Below are 5296 nucleotides of genomic sequence, written 5' to 3' on the forward strand. Positions count from 1 at the left end.
GCGGTGGGCATGGTGCCGCCGATACTGCTCATGCCGTCGAGGCCGTCGATGACCCAGATCTCACGCTCGTCGGCTGCTTTCTGGCGGCGCCGCACCGCGTCCCGGTCGTGTGTGGCGATGACGCGGTCGACATATCCGCAGACCTGGCCGTAACTGAGCCGCATCAGCCGGGCCGCCGCACCTGCCAGGGTGGCGTCGACGTGGGTCAAGACGGCGGGGTCGGTGATCAGGGTGGTGCGCTGCAGCAGAGTGGTGACGATGTCGAGGGTCAGTTCACCGGCGCGGAACATCGCCGAGACCAGGGGTAGGCGTTCACGCAGTCCGCGGGCGAGGCTGACCTGATCCTTGGCGCGCTCGTAGGCGATGTTCAGTGCCGCGCCGATCTCGACGGCCACGGCCGATTCGGTGTCCACGGCCCACTGGTCGCTGAGCTCATCGCGCTCGGCGAACCGCACCGCGTAGAGGTCGCCGATCGCGGTCAATCGCGCTGCGGCCTGCTGGTTCTCCCGGCGCGCCGCCGCCACCACCGCGGAGATCAGTTCGCGCGCCTCGACCGACTCCGGGCGCGCGACGGCCAGTACCTGGTCGAAGCTTGCCTGCGCCGAATCGAACATACATTCGATTATCGCAGAGGGGTACGACAGAACTGGCGGATCGGCGACACCCCCGTGACCGGATTCCAGCGCATCGTGTCCGTCCAGGCGGCGTTCGTTCGACCCGCCGTCGCTTAACGTCGACGCCGATGTCCGCCGTCTTCCTCAGCCTGCATGTGGTGCTGGCGATTCTCGCCATCGGCCCGATCGCCGTCGCGGCGAGCATCTTCCCGCGCTACGCGCGTGCCGCCGCCGGGCCGGACGCCGCGGCCGGGCCGGTGACGATCGCCCTCCACAGGATCTGCCGTACATACGCGATCGTCGGAGTGGCGGTGCCCCTCCTCGGCATCGGCACCGCGCTGTCGATGGGCGTGCTGACGCAGGCCTGGGTGCTGGTCTCGATCGCGCTCACCGCGATCGCCGCCGCCGTCCTCGTCGCGAGCATCCTGCCCGATCAGCGCGCGGTGCTCGACGGAGCGACGGTGCCGCGACTCGCCATGACCACCGGCATCTTCAACCTGCTGTGGGTGGCGGTGACCATTCTGATGATCGTGCGACCGGGATCGTCGACCGAAGTCTGAGGCTTGCTTTCCGGGCGGACGCTCGCGTTTAGTCGACGCATGACGCGATCCGCGGACGAACTCGTCACCGACTTCTGCGGCCGGTGGACCTCCCCCGACCCCCGTGAGTTGGCCGGCTTCTTCACCGAAGATGCTGTCTTTCAGAACATCCCGTTGCCCGCGGTGCAGGGCCGGGCGGCTATCGAGGAGTACATTCGCGACTTCCTCGGTAACTTCGAGCACCTCGAGTTCCGGGTACATCGGCAGGTGAGCATGGGCGACCTGGTGATGAACGAACGCACCGACGTCATGCGTCGCCCCGGCGGCGCCGACATCGAACTACCCGTGATGGGGGTGTTCGAGATCGCAGACGGCAGAATCGCGGCATGGCGCGACTACTTCGACATGGCCACGATCACCAACGCGTTCAGCTAGCCGGACAGCAGTGAGCGGATTGCAGACCGCTGCCTACGCGCTCGGCGCCGTCGCGGCGGCAGAGGCCGTGGCCATCGCGGTGCTGTGGGTACTCCTGACGCGCAGTCGCCAGGAGGCCGAGGAGCTGCACCGTCGATACGACACGCGCAACATGCTCCTGAGCGGCGGCCGTGAAGCGGTGAAGACGATGTGGCAGACCGCCACCCTGGTCCGCGAGAAGGGCTTCGGCGGCGCCATCCGGACATCTATCGAGGACCTCGCCGACTGGTTCGAGGTGGAGCGACCCGACCTGGCTCGGCTCGCCCCCGACGGCAAGGTGGCGATCATGTTCTCCGACATCGAGGACTCCACCACGCTCAACAACCGGATCGGCGACCGGGCCTGGACACGGCTGATCAGCGGGCACGCCCGCCTGGTGCAGCGGCACGTCAAGAACCACGGCGGCCACGTCGTCAAGAGTCAGGGCGACGGCTTCATGGTGGCGTTCGCCCAGCCGGATCAGGCGGTGCGCTGCGCCGTCGACCTGCAACGCGCACTGAGCAAGCGGCCGAACGGCATTCGCGTGCGAATCGGTATCCACTCGGGCAAGTCGGTGCGTCGCGGTGAGGACCTGTTCGGCCGCAACGTGGCACTGGCCGCCCGGGTGGCCGCACAGGCAGAGGGCGGCGAGATCCTGGTCAGCGATTCGGTGCGCGATGCCTGTGAGGGCGCCGACTGCGACGGTGTCACGTTCGACGAGGGCCGCGACGCGGAGCTCAAAGGATTCAAGGGGTCCTACCGGCTCTACGCGGTCTCCGACTAGGCGCGGTCAGCCTCCTCCAGCCGCCTGTGCAAGCGGGCGCGGATGTCGTCGGCGGTATACGCATTGCGCTTGCGCTGGTCCCGCGCCACCAGCGCACCCCCGGCCACCACGCCCGCCACACCGGCCAGCCCAACCCACTTCCAGATGCTCCGCATGATCGACAGTGTGCCTAAGCTGCGCTGGTGAGTGCGAACACGGTGTCGCTGACGCAGGCGCTGAACGAGACCCGCACGGGTGACATCTGGCTGTTCCGCGGCGCTTCCGGTCCGGACCGGGCGATCCAGACGATGACGAACGCACCGGTCAACCATGTCGGCATGACGGTGGCCGTCGACGACATGCCGCCGCTGATCTGGCATGCCGAACTCGGCGACAAGCTCCTCGACCTGTGGACCGGCGACCATCACCGCGGCGTCCAGCTCAACGATGCCCGGGAGGCCGCCGAGCGGTGGATGCAGAACTACGGGCAGCGGTGCTGGCTGCGTCAGCTCAGCCCGTACGCGACGCGCGAGCAGGAGGACCTGGCACTCAAGGTGATCGCCCGCATGGACGGCACGCCGTTCCCGTCGACCGCCCGACTGACCGGCCGATGGTTCCGTGGTCGCGTTCCCACGGCGAGTGACTGGGTGCGGGGAATCCCGTTCGTGGACCGCAAAGTTCGCACCGCCGCGCAGCGCAGGAAGGCCGAGAAGGTGAACGCCGGCCTGCAGACCGCCTACTGCGCCGAGACGGTGGCCATCACATACGAGCAGATGGGATTGCTCACCACGGAGAAGCACTACAGCTGGTTCGACCCGGGCAAGTTCTGGAGCGGTGATGACCTGCCGCTCGCCGATGGCTACCGGTTGAGCGACGAGATACCGGTGACGCTGGGCGGTTGACCCGGGCTTGCGTCACCAACGCACGAAGCGCGCCCACAACGGACTAAATCCGCCATGGGCGCGCTTCCAGAACCCGGTCAACGACCGGGGGTGATGCGATTACTTCTTGAACGCGTCCTTGACCTTCTCGCCGGCGTCCTTGAGGCTGGCCTTCGACTGATCGCCGCGGCCCTCGTTCTCGGTCGTCCGGTCGCCCGTCGCCCGTCCCAGGGTTTCCTTGGCCTTGCCGCCGAGGTCTTCGATCTTGTTCTTCGCTTTATCGGTGCCGCTCACGGTGCCCACTCCTTCGTTGGCGATCCGGCCCGGAAGCCCGGGCCGATGCTTTGAAGTACCCCTCCGAGCCTCGCGCCGAAACCCGCACACGCATCCGGCGAGACGCAGCTAACATTCACGTCGGGTCCGGGATTCTGCGACGGGGTGGGGACTTTTCGGTGGCTTTTTTGACTTCACAGGCACGGGTGCGCCCGTGGGCATACGGCTTCCGGCGCGGCGCAACCGTGGTGGGCGCGGCTGTGACCTCGATGTTCGCGCTGCTGGCGGGGCCGGCACCGGCGTCCGCGCAGCCGCCGCCGTGTACCGACGTCGAGGTGGTGTTCGCTCGCGGCACCAACGAGCCGTTCGGTGTCGGCGCACCGGGACAGTCCTTCGTCGACGCGCTCCGGTGGCATCTCGGCATGCGGAGCCTGGCGGTGTATCCGGTGAACTACGCGGCCTCCGGCGACTTCGCCAGCCCGGATTTCCAGCGGACCGTCGTGGACGGCGCCCGGGACGCGGCCGTGCACATCCAGAACACCGCGGCGGCCTGCCCGGCCACCAGGATCGTGCTCGGCGGGTACTCACAGGGCGCGGTCGTGGCGGATTTCGTCGCCTCCGGAACCGCGCCGCAGGGCCTCCCGCCCGAGGCGGTGCCCGCGCCGCTGCCCCCGGAGGTCGGTGAGCACATCGCCGCCGTGGTCTATTTCGGCAAGCCGACGGATCAGGTGCTGCGCAAGTACGGCGCCACCGCCGTCCCGCTCAGCGAGCCGCTGGCGGCGAAGTCACTGAACCTGTGTGTGCCGGGCGACCCGATCTGCAGTCCCGGCGCCGACGGGCATCTGCACGGCCTGTACGTCGCCAACGGCCTGACCCATCAGGGCGCTGCCTTCGCCGCAGGCCGGTTGACCCCACCGCCGCCACCCCTGCCGCCACCGCCGATGTAGACGGCGCTCAGAGCCGGGCGAAGCAGGGGTCGGCGTCCTCCTTGGGGATCGACGCGTTCTGACTGGAGAAGGTGCCCACGACGCCGGTGTCGGTGACCTCGACGCTGTCGGCGTGGATGCCGAGCGGGTAGTTGTCGTTCAGCTTCTTGGTGAGGTCGTTCAGCGCCGACTGCACCGTGTCCTTCGGCAGCGGCCCGTTGACGTCGAGGACCTGCAGGTCGAGGTTGCCGTCGGCGACGACGGGTTTGGCCGTCACGCTGTAGTCCCCTGCGTCGAGGATGATCGTGCCCGCCGCCGGATCCGTCCGCACGCCGGTGACCAGGCTCCCGACGCCGGGCAGGTTGTCCGCCACGGTGTCCTTGATACCGGCCGACTTCCACGTCAGCGTCGCGTTCAGCGAGCCGATCGTGCCCTTGGAGTCCGCGTTCTCCTGCAGCCGGATGTCCTCGAGCGTGACGTCCGCGGTCATCCCGTTGGCGCTCTGCACGCGGTCACCGGCGGTGACGACGGAGATGTTCGTGTAGTGGCCGGTGATGTGCTGCCACAGGAACGGCGGGTTCACGCCGAAGGAGATGGTGGCGCCGTCGTCGACCACGCATTCGGCGACCTCGACCAGGATGCTGTCGGCCCGGCTGCGGGCATACAGTTCGGCGCCCGCGAGGCCACCGACGATCGCCGCGACGGCGATGACCGCGATGAGGATGACCGACTGCTTGTTGCCCAGCAGCGACCCCCGCTTGGATGGCTTGGGCGCGTCAGCTTGCGGCGGCGCTGCCGGCGGCAACGGCGGGGCCGGCGGGGCCGGCGGCGGTACTGGCGGGGCCGG

General features: G+C 68.6%; 9 protein-coding genes. 5 read left to right on the top strand and 4 right to left on the bottom strand.

What is annotated here, in order from left to right:
• A partial coding sequence (locus H7I41_RS04300; protein WP_264011326.1) for a DUF222 domain-containing protein occupies positions 1–614 on the bottom strand: 614 nt, incomplete at its 3' end.
• A 128-nt stretch (positions 615–742) separates the two neighbouring features.
• Here H7I41_RS04300 and H7I41_RS04305 point away from each other — a divergent pair.
• From H7I41_RS04305 to H7I41_RS04315, 3 genes are read left to right on the top strand one after another with little or no spacing between them, the layout of a single operon-like run.
• Positions 743–1174, top strand: coding sequence for a hypothetical protein (locus H7I41_RS04305; protein WP_264011327.1), 432 nt, complete (start codon positions 743–745; stop codon positions 1172–1174).
• A gap of 39 nt (positions 1175–1213) precedes the next feature.
• Entirely contained in the window at positions 1214–1588 is a 375-nt protein-coding gene (locus H7I41_RS04310) for a limonene-1,2-epoxide hydrolase family protein (RefSeq protein WP_264011328.1), read from the top strand.
• Positions 1589–1598: 10 nt separating this feature from the next.
• Entirely contained in the window at positions 1599–2390 is a 792-nt protein-coding gene (locus tag H7I41_RS04315; RefSeq protein WP_264011329.1) for an adenylate/guanylate cyclase domain-containing protein, read from the top strand.
• On the opposite strand, the gene H7I41_RS04320 is transcribed toward H7I41_RS04315, so the two are convergent.
• Positions 2387–2545, bottom strand: a complete 159-nt coding sequence (locus tag H7I41_RS04320) for a hypothetical protein (RefSeq protein WP_264011330.1) — start codon at positions 2543–2545, stop codon at positions 2387–2389. The two genes, H7I41_RS04315 and H7I41_RS04320, sit on opposite strands and share 4 nt — an antisense overlap.
• Positions 2546–2587: 42 nt before the next feature.
• On the opposite strand from H7I41_RS04320, the gene H7I41_RS04325 reads away from it, so the two are divergent.
• Positions 2588–3271, top strand: a complete 684-nt coding sequence (locus H7I41_RS04325) for a guanylate cyclase (RefSeq protein ID WP_264011337.1) — start codon at positions 2588–2590, stop codon at positions 3269–3271.
• Positions 3272–3370: 99 nt separating this feature from the next.
• Here H7I41_RS04325 and H7I41_RS04330 read toward each other — a convergent pair whose 3' ends face one another.
• Complete coding sequence (locus H7I41_RS04330) at positions 3371–3544, bottom strand: CsbD family protein (protein ID WP_264011331.1); 174 nt, start codon at positions 3542–3544, stop codon at positions 3371–3373.
• Positions 3545–3792: 248 nt separating this feature from the next.
• On the opposite strand from H7I41_RS04330, the gene H7I41_RS04335 reads away from it, so the two are divergent.
• Entirely contained in the window at positions 3793–4470 is a 678-nt protein-coding gene (locus tag H7I41_RS04335) for a cutinase family protein (RefSeq protein ID WP_264011338.1), read from the top strand.
• Positions 4471–4477: 7 nt separating this feature from the next.
• On the opposite strand, the gene H7I41_RS04340 is transcribed toward H7I41_RS04335, so the two are convergent.
• Positions 4478–5296: LmeA family phospholipid-binding protein (locus tag H7I41_RS04340; protein ID WP_372503672.1), on the bottom strand; the 819-nt coding region annotated here is incomplete at its 5' end.

It is taken from the genome of [Mycobacterium] manitobense, assembly GCF_025821665.1.
GTDB lineage: Bacteria > Actinomycetota > Actinomycetes > Mycobacteriales > Mycobacteriaceae > Mycobacterium > Mycobacterium arseniciresistens.